Here is a 16,181-nt window from a genome sequence, read left to right on the forward strand (position 1 = left end):
ATCCGCCGGAACACATCGTTGTTCCGGCATGGAAAGCTTACATTTCCTCGCTACTCTCACTGGCGGTACTTTCATCAAAGCTTTCGCTTTCACTGGCAAAACCAGTGGCAGTGGTATTGTGCAACAGCATATCCCGTAATTTTTTATCCAATTCGGCGAAAATCTCAGGGCGTTCTTTCAGGAAAACACAGGCATTGGACTTGCCTTGGCCGATTTTCTCGCCGTTATAGCTGTACCAGGCGCCGGCTTTTTCGATGAGTTTGTGCTTGACGCCCAAATCCACCAATTCGCCATAGACATTGATGCCTTCCCCATAAAGGATTTGGAACTCAGCCTGTTTAAAGGGCGCGGCCACTTTGTTTTTCACCACTTTCACCCGCGTCTCGCTGCCTATCACCACTTCACCCTCTTTGATAGAACCGATGCGGCGGATATCCAGACGTACGGAAGCGTAGAACTTCAGGGCGTTACCGCCGGTCGTGGTTTCGGGATTTCCGAACATGACACCAATCTTCATACGGATCTGGTTGATAAAGATCAGCAGCGTATTGGCATTTTTAAGGTTACCCGCCAGTTTACGCATGGCCTGGCTCATCATGCGCGCCGCCAGCCCCATATGGGAATCGCCGATTTCACCTTCGATTTCAGCTTTCGGCGTCAGCGCCGCGACGGAGTCGACGATAATGACGTCCACCGCGCCGGAGCGGGTCAACGCGTCGCAAATTTCCAACGCCTGCTCACCGGTATCCGGCTGCGAACACAGCAGGTTATCAATATCCACACCCAATTTTTTAGCATAGATGGGATCGAGGGCATGTTCGGCATCGATAAATGCGCAGGTTTTACCTTCGCGCTGCGCGGAGGCGATAACCATCAGGGTCAGCGTTGTTTTACCCGAGGACTCCGGCCCATAGATTTCAACTATGCGCCCCATGGGCAAACCACCGGCGCCCAGCGCAATATCAAGGGAAAGAGAACCCGTGGAGATCGTCTCGACATCCATTGAACGATCTTCACCGAGACGCATGATGGAGCCTTTGCCAAACTGTTTTTCAATCTGACTTAATGCCGCCGCCAACGCCTTTTGTTTATTCTCATCAATAGCCATTTCAACTCCTATCAAGCGGGGAGCGACATCGCTACCCTCTTTCGCCAAACATCTATGCCCGTCATCTTTCAAGTTGCAACTGTGTTGGCCGCGCCCGCTCACCCCAGTCACTTAGTTATCTAAGCTCCTGGGGACTCACGGACTTGCCGCCTTGCTGCAACTTGAAAGCCATTGGGCATATAACGGTGTTGTTGCCAAGTATACTGTACAATCATACAGTATCAAGTGTTTTTCAGAAAAATGTGTCCAACAGGGTTTTCAGGGCAAAATGCACCGCCTGCCTGCGGACGTCATCCCGGCCGCCGTCGAAATGCATCAGTTGGGAGAACGGACCGCGGTCACGGGCGGCAAACCCGAACCACACGGTGCCCACCGGTTTTTCAATCGTGCCGCCGTCCGGCCCGGCGATGCCGCTGACCGCCACGGCGTAATCGGCCGCCGCCGCCGCCAGCGCCCCTTGCGCCATCTCCAGAACCACCGGATCGCTCACCGCCCCATGCTGCTCCAGCGTACTGGCTTTGACTCCCAGCATATCCGATTTTGCCTGATTTCCGTAAGTCACAAAGCCGCGATCGAACCAACCGGCGCTGCCTGACGTATCGGTAATGGTCTTGGCTATCCAACCGCCGGTACAGGATTCGGCACAGGTAATAAAACTGCCCTTCTCTTTCAATGCCGCTCCGAGGCGGGCACTCAGTTGAAAAAGTTCTTCGTCTTTCATAATACCCCATCCTGATGTGAAATAGGTCAAAGGGGAATGCGCACGCAGACTCTCGTGCCGTTTTTTTAAATTAGTGCAAGGCGCATTCCAATTTTTGGCCTTAGGTTCCGGCATACGGCGAATATCATAGCGTCATCGGCGGCAGTCAGCCATGGCGACATGCAGCGGGAGAAAAACCGGGACGCGCAGAAGTAGTATAGCCGGGTCGGGCGGTGGCTTGGCAAAACCGATTTTTAACTTGTCACCCGCCGGATGATGCTCTATCGTTCTTTCCAATTCATCCGTTATAATTTAATGTGCTTTCTAATGACTTAATGGAATTTATTGCAAAATACAAAGTGGATTAGCATTCTCCGACATATAAGGCGCCTCTTGCGTCTTTTCCACTGTCACTTTCAGGAATAACGATGAAAAAAATCACATTAGCTCTGGTAGCCGGGTCCCTGTTTTTTAGCGCGGTGCAGGCTCAAGCGGAAGACGGACTGGCGGCAATCAAAGCCGCGGGCACCATTAGTTTCGGTACCGAAGGAACTTACGCCCCTTATACCTTTCACGACAGCAATAATAATCTGGTGGGGTTCGACGTTGATTTAGGGCGTGCCGTGGCCGCCAAGCTCGGGGTTAAGGCTAAGTTTGTCGAGGGCCGCTGGGATGGGCTTATTGCCGGGCTGAGCGCAAAGCGTTATGACGCGGTTATCAACGAGGTGGGGATAACGCCGGAGCGCCAGGTTAAATTTGATTTTTCCAAACCCTACATTGATTCAAAAGTGGTTCTGATTACCCGTGACGATAATACCACCATCAAAGATTTTGCTGATTTGAAGGGACAAAAGGCGGCACAAAGTTTAACCAGTAATTTTTCACAACTGGCGACCAAATACGGTGCCGAACTGGTGCCCACCGACGGATTCAACCAATCTTTGGACCTGGTGTTGAGCAAACGCGCCGCGGCAACCCTTAACGATAATTTATCCTATCTCGATTTCAAAAAGCACAAACCTGATGCGCCGCTGAAAGTGGTGGCAACCCAGGCGGCAAACGCGCCGTCAGGAATTCTGATCCGCAAAGATCAACCGGCGCTGGTGAAAGCATTGAATACCGCCTTGGATGAAGTGAAAGCGGACGGCACCTATAAAACTATTTCTATCCGTTATTTCGGACAGGATATCTCTAAGTAATTTTTCACCCTTAAGGGGTTCTTGCCGATGCCATCCTGGCTTCAACTGATGTTGGACTCCTTTTGGCGGTTATTTACAGCCGGAGTGATGTTTACCCTGCCGCTGGCGGTTCTTTCCTTTATCGGAGGATTGGTGCTGGCTTTTGTGGTGGCACTGGTCCGGCTGTATGGCCCAAAACCGTTTAAAGGAATAGCGGACTTTTATGTCTGGGTGATCCGCGGCACTCCGTTGCTGGTGCAGCTGTTTGTTATTTTCTACGGTTTGCCCAGCGCCGGCATCACGTTGGACGCCTTCCCGGCCGCATTGATAGGTTTTATCCTCAACGTGGGCGCCTACAGTTCGGAGATTATCCGCGGCGCCATCGTGTCGGTACCCAAAGTGCAGTGGGAGGCGGCCTACTCCATCGGCATGAGTAGTCCCCAGGCCATGCGTCGGGTCATTTTACCCCAGTCGGTATTCGTATCGCTGCCGCCGTTGGCCAATTCATTCATTTCGCTTATTAAAGATACCTCGCTGGCGGCGGTTATCACGGTGCCGGAGATGTTCCTGGCAGCGCAGCGCATCGTATCCGTAACTTATGAACCTCTCATTTTGTATATCGAAGCGGCGTTCATCTATCTGATGTTTTGTACGGTGCTCAGCAAATTGCAAACTCGGCTGGAAATCTATTTCCGTCGTTACGAATAATCTGCCGCAACCTGAGGACACCTATGGTTTAGGTTAATTATCATCCATAATAAAATTGGAAAAGCGATACTCCGGTGATTTGGCCTCATCTATTTGGCCGATTCGTATGGGCAGTTCGCTGTTTGAGTCACAAAGGGATTTAACATATTGCCAGTACGCCTGTTCAGATTCCATATGATCAATCATCGGATCAAAAGCCCCTTCGGCAATTTCAACTTTTATCTTATTGTCTGCATCCGCCTTCTGGCCTTCATCAAATCTGGGGTTCAGGATTGTTTCTTTATTTTCATCCTCGTTTTTTTCAATCATTTCAGCCATTTCTTTAATCATTTCCATGTCATGGCTGGCGGTTTGCGGCGAAAAATAAAACAAACCGTCATTAAACAGCGCCTCCATGACTTCATTCAAAGAAAAGGAGATCTCGCCTTGTATGTAGGTTGTCTTATTGTTAACCACTACGCCAGTATGCTTATGATTTAAAAGATTATTTTTATCCTGGCCATAGCTTACCAAAACCTGGCGATCGCTTATCACCACCGGCACGTTCTTTACGGTATGTATGTCCCCGCTGATACTGTAATGCTCTTTATCACCTTTTTTATAGCCATTGGCGGTACACGCGGCTTCAATATCGAAGCGCTTGGTGGGAATGCGTTCACGGTTGAAATAGCTGCTCAGGTCTTCACCTTCTTGGATGTTATGGTGCTGATAAGCGCGGTGCACCGACGTCACTTTCTGGATGCCGATCCAGTCGAACACCGCCTCCGCCTGAGAGGGCTTTCTGATTTCATCAATATACGCCATCACATCTATGTCAAGGTACGCAGCCAGGACGTTGGCCCAGGGCTCAATCGCCAGAAACATATCAGACAGCGTCGTATCCTCTTCAATGATGACGTGATGCCGGAAATATTGCAGAAGGAATAACGAATTTTCTTCCTCGAGACATTCCTGGATCGATAAAAGGGGAACCGCCGTCAAATCGTCATAATCTGAACGAAATCTCAATATTGAGTCTTTACAGAAAATCAACGCTCCATCCATGCCGCCCCCGGGTGAATTACACTGTTATAACGTTACTTGAGTTTACCATCTACAGGGTAAACAGCTAATTTTTATACCTAAAACTATCAGTCGGATATGACGGACGCCTGGCCTTTTGCCCCTGGACACCGAGAGTAATACGGCAACCGGGGTTTTGCCCGCCCTTTACAGAAACATGGAATCAAGGCTGCAAGGTTTAAGCAAGATTAATTATTAGCACACGGGCATAAACCCATCGGGCTATGGCATGGTTTTGTCCGTGCTATCCGCTTTTCCCTGCCTTTCCACACCTGTTGGGGCGGGATCAGCACCCCCTTCCGCGTCCGGCGTCAATGCGTCCGGGGAGGGAGGCCCGGTCAAATGAGCACCGACAAAGGCGGGATATCCCACCATGACCAATCCTCCAATCAGCGCACTCAAAATATGGCGTTGATCCGTTTGTTCCAGCCGGGTTTTATGAAGGGCGGTTGACACCGTCACCGCAATAGCCGTTACCGATTCAAATATCGAGGTGCGCATAGCGCAGGTGGTGAGCATATTGTCGGCTAACTGCGCCGATGTCGGCCAGGAGCCGGCGCCGATGCGCGGCGGGTCAAGGCCGATGCGAACGCCTTCCCGGGCTTGATTCGATTGCTCGGGCACAAGGGGCCGGGGGCGACTATTCCCGGTTTGGCCCGGCAGCCCGGACGCGGGGGACCGGGAGCGTTTATCCTCGGACGTGGAGGGATCGTCCGGTATATTTCGGCTGCTGATTTTATCCGACGCTGTCGGGGGGGTTTTAATCGCGGTCATTTCCATTGCGGTCATCGCGGAGTTTAACGGTTCGCTCTCAGGGGAGACTGGGGGTTCCCTTTGGACGACGTCGGGTTCCCTTTGCACTGAAAAGTAACGCATCAGTGCCGTCCTTTGCAATTCGTCGAACATTTCCACAGCGGTATTCATTGCGCTGCGCAGCAGGTCATGGAGAGGGTTCGGCTCAATGAGGGTCATGGCCGCGCTTGCCGCCGCCCAGTCCGCCATCGTATCCGCCATCCGGTCGGCCTCCGAGACCAGATATTCCGCCCCGGATTGGGGGGCAAGAGTCATCATGCCCTGCGCTAACAACACTTGAGCGATGCCATACATAAATGCGGAACACAACGTGCCGGTAACATTGATTCCGCCGTTCTCATGGAGCGGAAAAAGCGTTTGAAGCAGATCCCGGGCCAGGGTATAGGTCGCCATTTGCGGTCCGATGACGGATAGCTTATGTCCGATGACCTCGACCGGATTATAGGCGGCGGCAATCAGCAGACCGCCAAGGCTCAACAGCCCCATCGAAATTCGTGAAATCCTTGATGTCGAGGTGGCGGCGCCGTTTCTTTCATCCCGTACCGCCCCGGCAAGATTGAGTCCCGGTCCGATCAGTAGGGAGGATATACCCGCCACCATACGCGGCGTTAAAGAGGCATTTTGTCCTAAAGAGCACACATTATGCGCCAGGGCAAAACCCACCATTTGACGCAGTAGGGTGGTCAGCGCAACGATGGTGCCGGTCCGCGTCGCCACCGCAATCACATTGCCCGCACGACGCGCCGCGTTGCCGGATAACACCTCAAAATCATTGGACAGCACGCTGCCGATGCAATCCAGCAGCGTCCTGCCGCGTTCCATAAAGTCAGTGCAAGGCCGGCGCTGTAATTGCTGACGCAGACCCGATGCTATGGCATGTTCGTCAGTGCCCGCTTTAGTGGTAAGCGGCGCGTTTTCGCCGTTCTTCAATAAATTCCCGGCACTCTCCACCAGACGTTCCGCATCATCGCGTTCATGGTCATCAAGTTTATCGAGAAGCTCGCCGTTAAGATTGTCAATCTGGCTATTGATGTTTTCCGCGCATGTCCTCAACGCATCAGTGTTTAATTCTGTTTGCCCGAGTGCGGCATTTTCATTGAGATGCCATTCCAATTGCCGGGAAGACATTCCGGAACTGGAAAAGGCACTGGCCGTATTCACGGGATTAGCGTCATCATTCCTCATGGTTCCCAAGGGACTGGCTATCTGAATGTTGGGTAAAGATATCATGCATAAAATTCCTCTTTTTAACGCTTTTTATATGTCATGCCCTGGGGATAATTAAAACCATAGATTTAATCGATATGATTTTCAATAAATCCAATAGCATAAATATATATAATATAGGTTCATATCCACCTATTTCAGACAGATTATCTGATCCAATGTCCCCATACAAAACCTATCATGTCGCGGCGGTAATCATTTGTCATCAACGAGTGGGGTGCAATCTGGAAATAACTTATTCTCATCGTATTAAAATTTTAACATCATGAAAATATTGAAAAATTAAGTATCATAAAGATATTAAATAAAAAATTATAATTATTAATATTACTATCTGAATGCAATATTGATATTACGAAATAATTTATAAAATTCTTTTTAGTATTATCAGAAGGGAATGCATGCCGGCGTACAAATAGCCATATCAGCAGATGAGGGAAAGGAAATGATTGAGAAAAGCACTGGCCTGGGGGTCGGCATCCGCCAATTCCGGCGTCTCAGCTTCTTCCGGGCTCTTGTCCATTTTCAACAGCACCGATGCAACGGCGAAAGCCACCGCCATACCGGCGAAGAAACCTACCAGGTTGCCCAGCATCGCCCCTTTAGGAGTCAATACCAGCATGGCAAAAAAGCTGCCCGGCGACGGCGTGGCGACAGTCCCGCCACCCAACATCAGGAAACAGGTCAGTGACGTGGTTATCCCCGCCATAGTCGCAAATACCAGCACCGGTTTCATCAGTACGAAGGGAAAGTAGACTTCGCCAATGCCGCCGACACCTGCTATCAATGCGGCCGTGGGCGCGGTTTTCTTCGCCATTCCCTTACCGAAGAAGGAGATGGCCAGCAAGGTTTCCACCGACGGACCGCAATTGGCATCGACCAGGAACAGCACGGATTTGCCATGCTCGGCCACCTGTTGCAGCCCCAGCGGGCCCATAATCCCGTGGTTAATGGCGTTATTCAAAAACAGCACCTGGGCCGGGGCGACAAAAATGGAAATCAACGGCAGGACTTCGTGGGCGATGCTCCAATTGACGCCGGCTGAAAGGATATGAATCAATACCGAGATAACCGGACCGATAATCAAATAACCCAATAGCGTGATGACAAGTCCGACGATGCCCATGCTGAAGTTACTGATCAACATTTCAAATGCTATTAATATAGTGCAACCGCTGGCGGGTACCGACAATGATATTTATCTGGTGGGAGGCAAAATCCATTCCAGTAGTTTGGCCATGGTCGGCCTGTGGGGGGTAAACGTTTTCGAATCGCTGAATGCCGATATTGTCTTTCTCGGCACCGACGGACTGCGCGGCAGACACGGTCCCTGCACCGCATCCTATGAAGAAGCGGAAATCAAAAGAGCCATGGTAAAATGTGCCACTATTAAAGTGGTGGTTAGCGACAGTACTAAATTCAGCAGCTCAGGGCTGTTCCAGTTCTGCAATTGGTCCGAAATCGACTATTTTATTACCGACTCCGCCATACCCGAGAATGAATTCAAAGATCTGAAGAGCTTGACGGAAGTGATTATAGTTGACTGAAGGTGCAAACCCACCCAACCCGCTGCGGCAAAACAGAGGGCCAGGCGGCAATTCCCCAGCAAAAATACCGCCAGTGTCTTGGGATCATTTTGTCTGGTAGCGATCCGCGGCATGCTCTTGGGCAAAATGCGGCAGCATGGCCTGGCGGGCCGCATCATAAACCTGCCATAGGCTTTCGTCATGCAGCGGGGGAATAGTCACTGTCTCACGGCGATCGAAACCTGCCAGCGCGGCGTCGACCAATTCCTCTACTTCCATGACCCCTTGCAATGCGTCCACATCACGTCCGGAGCGTTGCCAGATTTCCGTACGGGTCGCCGCCGGCAGCACCGCCTGGACATAAATGCCTTTTTCACCCAGTTCGGCGTTCAGGGCCTGCGACATGGCGATGACAAAGGATTTGGTGGCGCCGTAAATCCCCAAGGGGAACTCGGGGGCCAGACCCACCACCGACGCGATATTGATGATGGCGCCTTGACCACGGGCCAGCATGCCGGTAAGCGCCGCGGCGGTAAGCCGAGTCACCGCCAGCACATTGAGATCAATCAAGGTTTCCATCTGGTCCGGATCGGCATTAATAAACGAGCCGTGATTCGCCGTGCCTGCGTTATTCACCAATAACCCGATGGCAGAATCTTCCCGCAGCCGTTTTTCAACCTGATGCAATTCCTGCGGATGGGTCAGGTCCGCCCGCAGTATATCGACCTGAACACCGAAATCAGACCTCAGCTCTGCCGCCAGCGTTTCAAGGCGATGAATATCCCTTGCCACCAGAACCAGATGATAGCCGCGGCCCGCCAGCTTTTTGGCATACATGGCGCCGATGCCGGTGGATGCGCCGGTGACCAGGGCCGTGGAGTGTAGTGAATTCATAAAGGGTTCCTTACAGTGAAACGGTTAAAAAAACCGTATGGGTGTTCTAATAGTGACGACCATCATCATAAGAGAGGTTTTGGGGTTATGCAATAGTGTTGTCTGTCATCATTGCAAAAAAAGACAATTTATCCGATAATGATTATTATCATTTGCCCTCAACCCTGACGGACCTAAAGAGATGAAAATCAGCCGCGACCATCTTGCCGATAATCGACGCCGGATCCTGGATGCCGCTGCGCAACTGATGCGTGAACAGGGATGTGAAAATGTCAGCATTGCCGACGTGACCAAAGCCGCGGGGCTGACCCACGGAGCGTTTTACAACCACTTCAAATCAAAAGACGACCTTATTGCCAAGGTGTTTGAACATGTGTTGTTTCTTGAAAACGGACAGTCTCCCTACGCCGATCTTGATTTGAAAACCTTTGGGCAAAACTACCTGACTACAAAGCAGCGGGACAATCTCGGTAACGGCTGTATGTTCTCGGCCCTGGGCTGCGAGATTCCCCGCACGTCGCCGGAAACGGTTGCCGTCACCACCCGGGCCATCAAGGCGCAAATCGAACGCTTTAGCCAAACCGCCCCCGGCAACAGCGCGCAAGAACGCCGGCGCGTGGCAATTTCCCGCTGGTCGGCCATGGTGGGGGCCATGATTCTTGCGCGGGCGGTGGATGACGAAGCGCTGTCCGAAGAGCTGCTTACCCAGACGCTGGCCTCTTTTGAACCCTAAAGGTTTATTACCACAGCTCTTTTCTCTTATCCGTTGTCCTAAAGTGTTATCACTGCGTCCCCGGCTGTGCGTTCCTCACAGGCGGCCATAAAACCCGCTTGACCTGTGCATCTTCTCCCGCGATACGCCGGTGCGCGAACCTCAGAGAGGATTAAATCCGCATTGCCTGCGCGTCTCCTCGTGCGATAAACCGGTAAGCAAGGCGGCGTAGTCCCATGCCGCGGGCGAGTCGTCAACGACCCCCAGGGCATATTCAGTGGCGAGGTAATATTCAGCGGGAAGCGGCCCCACCAATATGGCGGAAGGATGCAGCCGTAGTTCCGTCAGTTGGGCAATGGCGAGCACGGATTTTTCCGTGGCCATTATCGCCGCCACCGCCTGCGCGCCGCCGGGAAATTCAACGATATCCGGCGTTGCACGGGAATCGAGGCCAAGGCTTTTCAACAAATAAACCGTATGGCGGCCAATGGTGGACTGGCGCAGATCGCCGGTGAAAATCACCTCGACATCGCTTATAGCACGACGCAGCGCATTAACGGTGGAAATATCAACCGGCTCGACGCCGGGGCGGCAAGCAAGGCAAGTGGGTGTAAAACCGAGAGATCCTGCTGGGGCGATACGTTGGGGAAATTCTTCTCCCAACCGGTGCAACAGATCCGGCGTCAGGGCCACCAGGTCGCAGCGCTCATGTTCCGACATGGCTTGGCGTGCCCGGTCAAAGGTCGTGCCCACCGCCGCAAACTCTTTTACCAGCCTGAACTGACGCCGCGCGGAAAATCCATCACAGGTGGACTCGATCAAGCCACGCGCGGCGCCCGCGCTTTTGATATAAAGGTCTTTCATTGATTTATTTTTCCTGGCATCAGTCTTGATTGCTACTGACCGTGATTATTCAGCTAGAACCCTGATTTTAATCAGCCCTCACCCCACTCGCCAAAGTCCGTTTTTGGTCGGCCCTTGCCTCACCAATAGCCCTTTATCCTGAAGTATCTTCATATTGCGTTCAACGGTACGGCGATTTACCGCCAGATCCACTGCCAGTCGGGTCATGGTAATCGAAGGATGTTTAGCGATGGCCGTCAAGATTTTTTGTGCAGTGGAGCTTAAAGACGGCATTTCTACCGGCATCATTCCGTTTTGTAGCAATACCTTCGGCCAAAGCTGAATTGATTATTTCCAGCATATAAGTCACAAATGCCGAGCAGTCACTAGCGCGGTCACACTCTCCCAGCACTTCTAAGTATTCCTGCTGCCTATGGTGGATTAATGTGTCTACCGGCAGCCATGCCAGCTCCGGACGCCATTCACCCAGTATTAGGGTTTGCCATAAACGACCCATACGGCCGTTGCCATCGGCAAACGGATGAATGAACTCAAATTCATAATGAAAGACAGAACTGGCGATCAAGGGATGAATTTCGGCATGCTGTAACCAATTAAGCAGATCCCCCATTAAACGCGGCAACTGATGAGACGGCGGAGCCATATGGATAAGCCGCTTTTCACGGTAAACCCCGACATTACCCCCACGCAGTTGGCCCGGAGTGTCCACTAACCCCATCATCAACAGCCGGTGGGCGGCCAATAAATCTGACATTTTATCGCTACGCCAGTAAGGCAATTTTTCATAAGCCAGGATGCGTTACGAACTTCCTGAATATCTTTTACGGGCGCCAGCACCCGTTTGCCGTCCATAATAGCGGTAACTTGTTCAGTGGTAAGACTGTTATGTTCAATGGCCAATGAAGCTTGAATGGTGCGGATGCGATTTTCTCTACGTAACAAAGGGGAGGATCGCCCGGCTTGCTCGGACCAGTGCCCCAGTAGCTCGCCGACCTCCACCACCCGATTTAGGATAGCAGGTGTAATACTGTAAGGCGGTTGATAATCTGCCATTGGGCTCCCCCTGCTTGTTCGGTCTTTGTCATAAATTAATCTGTGAAATCAGTCCAATGACCAGTTATTGATATTATACAAGCATGTATTCCCTGTTGATGCGACTGTTTGAAAGCCGCTAATAATTCCCGTCAATATAGCAAATGTTCTTGTTGTCTGGTAGAAAATTCGTATAAAACAGGCACATAATAAGCTTGTAATACAAGTCTATAAATAGATGTGCCATTATTATAAAAAACCGATGATGTTTGTTTTTTCAAAGGATTTTGTCAATCTTCTCATCGCCATGGCAGTCATGTTGCCTATTTATTGGCATATGCTTTGGGCTTCGCATGTTTCGTATAAAACAGTACTGATCAAGACGTTTCCAGAATTCACAATCTACATTAGCATTGGGGTTATATTAGGAATTATCCTTGCAGTGCGAGCAACCTTTCTACGGCCCGTGAGTAAGGCAGCAAAGCAGATTTTCTATATGTTCCTGGCTGGTTTTTGCTTTGGGTTTGTTTCCACACTACATATTTTCGACATTTACGTTTATCTTTTCCCTGATAAAGTAATTAATTACGCCTCCGACTATGATGTTGTGGTCCCCGGTCCACCCAGAGGAAAAAATGGTCATTGTGAAATAGGTTTATGGATTAAAGATGTACATACCGACCGATGGATACAGCTATGCACCAATGAAAGGGCTCTGCAAAAAAAAAGAAAGCAAGGTATGGATGAGGTATGGGTTACGGCGCGAGTAAACAAACTCGGAACTTATATTGTTGATTATCAGTTTAACTATAAGTGAAAAGAGATCTATTGTTTCATGCAAGTTGATTACTGACATTCGCCGCCCTACCCGCTCAGGCCGCCGTATTTCTGGTCATCCCCGGTGCTTGGACTCGATCAACACTTTTAACTTTTTTTCTGATCTGGGCCAATCCCAGCATAAATCATCCGATACCACTGAGCGTCATTGATGCGCCGTCCATTAACGCAACAAATGCATCTAGCAGGGCATTTTGCCGGTATTGGTGAAATGTAGCTAAGGCATTTAAGAATAATTTTTTGCATAATTGGCGGGTAGACATAGGGTTGACCTCATTGCATTGGTTGGACTATCAATAGATCACAAAATTCTTTGCCTGTCTTGTTTTCTGGAGATTCCTCTGCGCCTCTTTAGAGCACCAACGTCAGGAAATAACTTTTGAAAAAAAATATCCAAAAATATATAATCATCGCAGAAAAATCGTACTTCCTTTATTCTAATTAATAAAATTATCTCTTCACAGTATAAAATTAAGGATGGTTATGTTTAAGTATACTTTATTGATAGGGATAGCGGTAATCCTGCTTAATGGTTGTTCGGGTGCCTCTTTCAGCCATAAATTAAAAGATTCCCATGATGAAAAGCGGGTAGGGATCGCTTTTGACAACAGAAATCTCGACCTTATCCGGGTTTACCCGCACACTGGCGATTGCATCAATCTGGACGATCCTGACAATGGATTCACCAATAGTGCTATTGGCTTTCAACTCATGCTGAACAATAAAATTGAAAATTTTCCGGAGATACCGGAAACATCAGTGATGCGCCGTGAATTCTGGGTGGCCGCGGAGAAAAAAATCACCATACGAATGTTTGCCGGGAATGGCTCCTACCGTACGGTAACGTTCAAACCCGTCATTGGCTCTTATTATTATGTTACCGGGCTGATGATCGATCCGCATTTCCCGCGTGTCCTGACAGTTTACGAGGAATTCAAAACTGAAAAAGGATATTATGATAAAAGACTCGTGCATGATCTTGGGTTGAAAAATTGCCAGGATGGTTTTTTTAGAATTCAAAACTTTTGAATATCACATATTAGACAGCCCAACGGGTTGTCTGATGATCATATCAGGTTAACTTCTCGCCTAAAAAACTATTATCCTGCCAAGAATCCAGGATTTTTATCAAGGTTTTCGCTTCTTCATAGGTAAAGCCGTAATAGTGGTCGTTTTTCCCGGCATGAATAACCAGCATAGGAATATCGGCTCTAGTATGTATAAAGTCAAACGTGTATTCGATATGTTTATTTTCATACAAATACCCACCGGTATTTCCTGCCTCGCGTAACATAGAGATATGCTGAAAATTGTTATTACGATTTTGAACCCATAGTAGGAAATCACGAATGGGTTTAGTCTGCTGCTGATAATTCTTCCGCGTAAAACCAAAATAGCTGGTTTCATTTGTTTCATTGATATATTTTGAAATAGCAAGTTTTTCGTTACTGTCGGAAATTTTTACGTCAAAAGACATAGATTCTGCACAATCATTAAACCTTGGTCTAAAGTTGCAGGCTGACAGATTATTAACCGAATAAATCTCAAAATAGCGAGAAGTAGCGTATTTACTAACGGTAGCACAGGCCGTCAGTATCAATAAACTCGAAATTGATAGCGCTTTAACAAAAGATCGTTGCATCAATTGTCTCTTCTTTAGTCATAAAACCTAATGAATGAAATATATATATTAAACAAATAGCATCGTGCTGTCATCCATTACCTATGGGTGTTATATGGTTAGTTTTCTTAATTGAAAAAATTTTACTCTGATATAGGTGAAATAGGAAAAATAATCCCGACATGCCGCGTGCAGTCCCTCCGGTTTTTAGTACCACTGCCAATGAGGATCTCCGATCAGTTTTTGCCTTGCGTAAATAACTGGCGGCATATCGCCAAGTGAGCTGTGTGGACGTTCCTCGTTATATCCTGTCCGCCAGCTCTCTATTAAAAACCGCACTTCGGATAGCGTCCGGAACAGATACATATCAAGTATTTTTGTTCGCAGGGTTTTGTTGAACCGCTCGATAAATCCGTTTTGCATTGGCCTGCCAGGCCGAATAAAATCCAGCATGACACCGTTTTCCTCTGCCCATTCAGCCAAGGCAACGGCGTTAAGTTCGGGTCCATTGTCACTTCGAATATTAGTCGGATAACCTCTCTCGCTGCTGAGTCGGTCCAGGATACGGACGACACGATGAGCCGGTAGATTTAAATCAACTTCGATTGCCAGTGCCTCCCGATTAAAATCATCGACCAAATTGAACAGGCGGAACCTTCGCCCATCTACCAAGGCATCACTCATAAAATCATCTGACCAGCAGTGGCTCATTTTTTGGGGAATAACCAAAGGCAGGGGATGCGGGTTGGGCAATCGATTTTTCCCCTACGCCTGAGATTTAACTTTAACAATCGGTAAATTCGGCAAACCCTTTTTACATTCCAGATCTGTCCGAACTGACGTAACGTATTAAACATCAGACCAAAGCCATAGTCTGGATACTGTTGCGCCATTTTTTGTAATGCCTCAATCACCGGCAGGTCCCGCGCGGTGTTATGGCGATAATGCAAAAGACTTCGGTTGATGCCGATAATCCGACACCCGCGACGCTGACTGGCGTGATGTTCCGTCATGACATAACGAACCAACTCGCGTTTTTCAGGTGTCGTTAAAGTTTTTTTGCTACGACATCCTTAAGGAATTCATGATCCAAGCTCAGGGAGGCATACATCTGCTTCAGTCGGCGGTTGTCTTCTTCAAGCACATTCATCCGCTTGATATCATAGGATTCCATCCCCTAGTATTTTGATTTCCAGTTATAGTAGCTGGCTTCTGAAACACCGTTTACGCGACAGACATCATTCACATGCCGGCCATCTACAACTTCTTTCAGGACTCGCAAGATCTGAGTTTCAGTGAAACGCGCTTTCTTCATGATGAGACTCTCGTTGCTTGCATTTTAACCAGAGAACTCCATCAAGCGGTAAGACTAAATTCAAGGGGACTATAAAATAACGCCGCCAGTGGGTGCTGGTGTGGTAAATTCTGAAACTACCGCTACCAAAGTTGACCGCGCTTTGTTCGGTAGCGAGGTATTATGATCGTTCAAGCATTGCTAACTAATATGTTTTTTCACAATATAACAACAGGCGCGCTGGCTGATGGCTAAAAAAACTGGGTTTTGAATTGGCCAGCGACAGCTGTCAATTAATGTTGATTCATCAATATATAAGTAAAGATCCCGCATCTAATATATTGTTAAATTAATAAAATTCTAATAATTTTTTCAAATTACCTATTGATTCATTAATGCCAATACTATACTTACTAATAGGCTCATTTCTGTCTAACGCTACAGCATACATTTGCTCTAGCTCAAACCAGTTTTCATGAAAATTTTCTTTCCATTCATCGCTGAGATCTTGTAAACAATTGAGCAATCCTCCTAAGCGATTGATAAGTAAATTTAGCGATACTTTATTCTCCTCATAATCTGTCAACGCTTCTTTCATCAGCTTA

Annotated in this window: 15 protein-coding genes and 2 pseudogenes; 6 read left to right on the top strand and 11 right to left on the bottom strand. The window is 48.7% G+C overall.

Annotated features, from left to right (window positions below):
- Positions 1-37: 37 nt before the first annotated feature.
- Together recA and pncC are read right to left on the bottom strand one after the other, a co-directional pair.
- Positions 38-1,108: a recombinase RecA gene (gene recA / locus HB631_RS12480; RefSeq protein ID WP_213991490.1), complete on the bottom strand. Its 1,071-nt coding sequence runs from the start codon at positions 1,106-1,108 to the stop codon at positions 38-40.
- A 232-nt stretch (positions 1,109-1,340) separates the two neighbouring features.
- Positions 1,341-1,829, bottom strand: coding sequence for a nicotinamide-nucleotide amidase (pncC, locus tag HB631_RS12485; protein WP_213991491.1), 489 nt, complete (start codon positions 1,827-1,829; stop codon positions 1,341-1,343).
- 407 nt (positions 1,830-2,236) lie between these two features.
- Between pncC and HB631_RS12490 the strand changes: the two genes are divergently transcribed.
- Together HB631_RS12490 and HB631_RS12495 are read left to right on the top strand one after the other, a co-directional pair.
- Positions 2,237-3,007 carry an amino acid ABC transporter substrate-binding protein gene (locus HB631_RS12490; protein ID WP_213991492.1) on the top strand — a complete coding sequence of 257 codons (771 nt, stop codon included), beginning with the start codon at positions 2,237-2,239 and terminating at the stop codon, positions 3,005-3,007.
- Between the two features lie 27 nt (positions 3,008-3,034).
- Positions 3,035-3,694, top strand: coding sequence for an amino acid ABC transporter permease (locus tag HB631_RS12495; RefSeq protein ID WP_213991493.1), 660 nt, complete (start codon positions 3,035-3,037; stop codon positions 3,692-3,694).
- 33 nt (positions 3,695-3,727) lie between these two features.
- Here HB631_RS12495 and HB631_RS12500 read toward each other — a convergent pair whose 3' ends face one another.
- From HB631_RS12500 to HB631_RS12510, 3 genes are all read right to left on the bottom strand, one after another.
- Positions 3,728-4,738 carry a hypothetical protein gene (locus HB631_RS12500; protein WP_213991494.1) on the bottom strand — a complete coding sequence of 337 codons (1,011 nt, stop codon included), beginning with the start codon at positions 4,736-4,738 and terminating at the stop codon, positions 3,728-3,730.
- 240 nt (positions 4,739-4,978) lie between these two features.
- Complete coding sequence (locus tag HB631_RS12505) at positions 4,979-6,799, bottom strand: hypothetical protein (protein WP_213991495.1); 1,821 nt, start codon at positions 6,797-6,799, stop codon at positions 4,979-4,981.
- Between the two features lie 421 nt (positions 6,800-7,220).
- The gene (locus HB631_RS12510) at positions 7,221-7,943 is read right to left on the bottom strand and encodes a hypothetical protein (RefSeq protein WP_213991496.1); all 723 of its coding nucleotides are present in this window, start codon (positions 7,941-7,943) and stop codon (positions 7,221-7,223) included.
- On the opposite strand from HB631_RS12510, the gene HB631_RS12515 reads away from it, so the two are divergent.
- The gene (locus HB631_RS12515; RefSeq protein WP_213991497.1) at positions 7,921-8,343 is read left to right on the top strand and encodes a DeoR/GlpR family DNA-binding transcription regulator; all 423 of its coding nucleotides are present in this window, start codon (positions 7,921-7,923) and stop codon (positions 8,341-8,343) included. The two genes, HB631_RS12510 and HB631_RS12515, sit on opposite strands and share 23 nt — an antisense overlap.
- Before the next feature lie 84 nt (positions 8,344-8,427).
- Here HB631_RS12515 and HB631_RS12520 read toward each other — a convergent pair whose 3' ends face one another.
- On the bottom strand, positions 8,428-9,216 hold the full coding sequence (locus HB631_RS12520; protein WP_213991498.1) for an SDR family oxidoreductase: 789 nt from the start codon (positions 9,214-9,216) through the stop codon (positions 8,428-8,430).
- Positions 9,217-9,397: 181 nt separating this feature from the next.
- Between HB631_RS12520 and HB631_RS12525 the strand changes: the two genes are divergently transcribed.
- Positions 9,398-9,949 (top strand): TetR/AcrR family transcriptional regulator, encoded by a 552-nt coding sequence (locus HB631_RS12525; protein ID WP_213991499.1) that lies wholly within the window; start codon positions 9,398-9,400, stop codon positions 9,947-9,949.
- A 141-nt stretch (positions 9,950-10,090) separates the two neighbouring features.
- Here HB631_RS12525 and HB631_RS12530 read toward each other — a convergent pair whose 3' ends face one another.
- Both HB631_RS12530 and HB631_RS12535 read right to left on the bottom strand, forming a co-directional pair.
- The gene (locus tag HB631_RS12530; protein WP_213991500.1) at positions 10,091-10,792 is read right to left on the bottom strand and encodes a substrate-binding domain-containing protein; all 702 of its coding nucleotides are present in this window, start codon (positions 10,790-10,792) and stop codon (positions 10,091-10,093) included.
- Positions 10,793-10,870: 78 nt separating this feature from the next.
- Positions 10,871-11,845, bottom strand: a pseudogene (locus tag HB631_RS12535) (Fic family protein).
- 241 nt (positions 11,846-12,086) lie between these two features.
- Here HB631_RS12535 and HB631_RS12540 point away from each other — a divergent pair.
- Both HB631_RS12540 and HB631_RS12545 read left to right on the top strand, forming a co-directional pair.
- Positions 12,087-12,641 carry a hypothetical protein gene (locus tag HB631_RS12540; RefSeq protein WP_255556962.1) on the top strand — a complete coding sequence of 185 codons (555 nt, stop codon included), beginning with the start codon at positions 12,087-12,089 and terminating at the stop codon, positions 12,639-12,641.
- Positions 12,642-13,144: 503 nt separating this feature from the next.
- Positions 13,145-13,690, top strand: coding sequence for a hypothetical protein (locus HB631_RS12545; protein WP_255556963.1), 546 nt, complete (start codon positions 13,145-13,147; stop codon positions 13,688-13,690).
- 43 nt (positions 13,691-13,733) lie between these two features.
- Here the strand turns inward: HB631_RS12545 and HB631_RS12550 are convergent, their stop codons facing one another.
- The 3 genes and pseudogenes from HB631_RS12550 to HB631_RS12560 all read right to left on the bottom strand — a co-directional run bounded on the left by HB631_RS12550 (position 13,734) and on the right by HB631_RS12560 (position 16,174).
- Positions 13,734-14,303, bottom strand: a complete 570-nt coding sequence (locus tag HB631_RS12550) for a hypothetical protein (RefSeq protein ID WP_213991503.1) — start codon at positions 14,301-14,303, stop codon at positions 13,734-13,736.
- Positions 14,304-14,489: 186 nt separating this feature from the next.
- Positions 14,490-15,597, bottom strand: a pseudogene (locus HB631_RS12555) (IS3 family transposase).
- Positions 15,598-15,925: 328 nt separating this feature from the next.
- Complete coding sequence (locus tag HB631_RS12560; RefSeq protein ID WP_213991504.1) at positions 15,926-16,174, bottom strand: hypothetical protein; 249 nt, start codon at positions 16,172-16,174, stop codon at positions 15,926-15,928.
- Positions 16,175-16,181 lie beyond the last annotated feature (7 nt).

This window comes from Sodalis sp. dw_96 (assembly GCF_018449575.1).
Taxonomy (GTDB): domain Bacteria; phylum Pseudomonadota; class Gammaproteobacteria; order Enterobacterales; family Enterobacteriaceae; genus Acerihabitans.

What these genes read in the sequence shown, in the direction of transcription:
- HB631_RS12525 (WP_213991499.1), top strand. Translation starts at nt 9,398, where the DNA reads ATGAAAATCAGCCGCGACCATCTTGCCGATAATCGACGCCGGATCCTG.
- HB631_RS12505 (WP_213991495.1), bottom strand. Translation starts at nt 6,799, where the DNA reads ATGATATCTTTACCCAACATTCAGATAGCCAGTCCCTTGGGAACCATG.
- HB631_RS12550 (WP_213991503.1), bottom strand. Translation starts at nt 14,303, where the DNA reads ATGCAACGATCTTTTGTTAAAGCGCTATCAATTTCGAGTTTATTGATA.
- HB631_RS12530 (WP_213991500.1), bottom strand. Translation starts at nt 10,792, where the DNA reads ATGAAAGACCTTTATATCAAAAGCGCGGGCGCCGCGCGTGGCTTGATC.
- HB631_RS12540 (WP_255556962.1), top strand. Translation starts at nt 12,087, where the DNA reads ATGATGTTTGTTTTTTCAAAGGATTTTGTCAATCTTCTCATCGCCATG.
- HB631_RS12515 (WP_213991497.1), top strand. Translation starts at nt 7,921, where the DNA reads ATGCTGAAGTTACTGATCAACATTTCAAATGCTATTAATATAGTGCAA.
- HB631_RS12520 (WP_213991498.1), bottom strand. Translation starts at nt 9,216, where the DNA reads ATGAATTCACTACACTCCACGGCCCTGGTCACCGGCGCATCCACCGGC.
- HB631_RS12510 (WP_213991496.1), bottom strand. Translation starts at nt 7,943, where the DNA reads ATGTTGATCAGTAACTTCAGCATGGGCATCGTCGGACTTGTCATCACG.
- HB631_RS12495 (WP_213991493.1), top strand. Translation starts at nt 3,035, where the DNA reads ATGCCATCCTGGCTTCAACTGATGTTGGACTCCTTTTGGCGGTTATTT.
- HB631_RS12545 (WP_255556963.1), top strand. Translation starts at nt 13,145, where the DNA reads ATGTTTAAGTATACTTTATTGATAGGGATAGCGGTAATCCTGCTTAAT.
- pncC (WP_213991491.1), bottom strand. Translation starts at nt 1,829, where the DNA reads ATGAAAGACGAAGAACTTTTTCAACTGAGTGCCCGCCTCGGAGCGGCA.
- HB631_RS12500 (WP_213991494.1), bottom strand. Translation starts at nt 4,738, where the DNA reads ATGGATGGAGCGTTGATTTTCTGTAAAGACTCAATATTGAGATTTCGT.
- HB631_RS12490 (WP_213991492.1), top strand. Translation starts at nt 2,237, where the DNA reads ATGAAAAAAATCACATTAGCTCTGGTAGCCGGGTCCCTGTTTTTTAGC.
- recA (WP_213991490.1), bottom strand. Translation starts at nt 1,108, where the DNA reads ATGGCTATTGATGAGAATAAACAAAAGGCGTTGGCGGCGGCATTAAGT.
- HB631_RS12560 (WP_213991504.1), bottom strand. Translation starts at nt 16,174, where the DNA reads ATGAAAGAAGCGTTGACAGATTATGAGGAGAATAAAGTATCGCTAAAT.